General features: G+C 44.8%; 1 protein-coding gene. It reads left to right on the forward strand.

Annotated elements, in window-relative coordinates; translation table 11 throughout:
* Positions 1-1,255: SDR family oxidoreductase (locus A3761_RS03330; protein WP_156491557.1), on the forward strand; the 1,255-nt coding region annotated here is incomplete at both ends.

Genomic DNA, 1,255 nt, shown 5'->3' on the forward strand with positions numbered 1-1,255 from the left:
GTGGCCGCATTAACGTTGTGCCGGTCGACTTTATTGTTGATGCAATTGATCATATTTCCCATGCAGATGGTGAAGATGGAAAATGTTTCCATTTGACTGACCCAGACCCACACAAGGTTGGTGAGGTTCTAAATATTTTTGCCGAAGCTGGTCATGCGCCAACCATGACAATGCGTGTTGATTCTCGCATGTTTGGTTTTATTCCTTCAATGGTTAGGAATGGCCTAAAGAACCTTCCTCCTGTTAAGCGTATTACGAGTGCGGTTTTAAATGATTTTGGTGTTCCAGAGTCGGCAATGGGTTTTATCAATTACCCAACAAAGTTCGACTCTCGCGAAACAGAGCGTGTATTGAAAGGATTAGGAATCGAAGTTCCTCGTCTAGAATCCTACGCACCTGCTATTTGGGATTTTTGGGAGCGTAACCTAGACCCAGATTTACATAAAGATCGTTCCTTAAAAGGTACTGTTGGTGGAAAAGTTTGTGTTGTCACGGGTGCAACATCGGGTATCGGATTGGCGACTGCGCATAAATTGGTAGATGCTGAGGCAATCGTATGTATCGCTGCTAGAACGCAAGAGACTCTGGACGAAGTTAAGGCTGAGCTACAAGCAAAAGGTAAGGGTGAAGTGCATGCTTATCGTTGCGACTTCGCGGACATGAATAACTGTGATGAGTTCGTTGAAGCCGTGCTAAAAGATCATGGTCATGTTGATTATTTGATTAATAACGCAGGCCGCTCGATCAGACGTGCGATTAACCATGCATTTGACCGTTTCCATGATTATGAACGAACTATGCAGCTAAACTACTTTGGTTCTTTGCGTTTGATTATGGGGTTCGCGCCATCAATGCTAGAACGTAAGTGCGGCCATATCGTTAATATTTCCTCTATTGGGGTACTAACTAATGCTCCACGCTTTTCTGCATACGTTGCATCAAAAGCTGCTTTGGATGCATTCTCACGTTGTGCTGCGTCAGAATTTTCCGATAGTAATGTGACTTTCACAACGATTAATATGCCGCTTGTGCGTACGCCGATGATTGGCCCAACTAAGATCTACGACTCTGTTCCGACATTGTCGCCAGATGATGCGGCAGATTTGATTGCTGAAGCGATTGTGCATCGACCAAAGCGTATCGCTACACGCTTGGGGACTTTTGCTGCAGTACTTCACTCCTTAGCTCCTAAGGTTGGTGAGATTGTAATGAATACTGGCTATAAGATGTTCCCTGATTCAGCTGCGGCTCAAGG

This window comes from Oleiphilus sp. HI0123 (genome assembly GCF_001635315.1).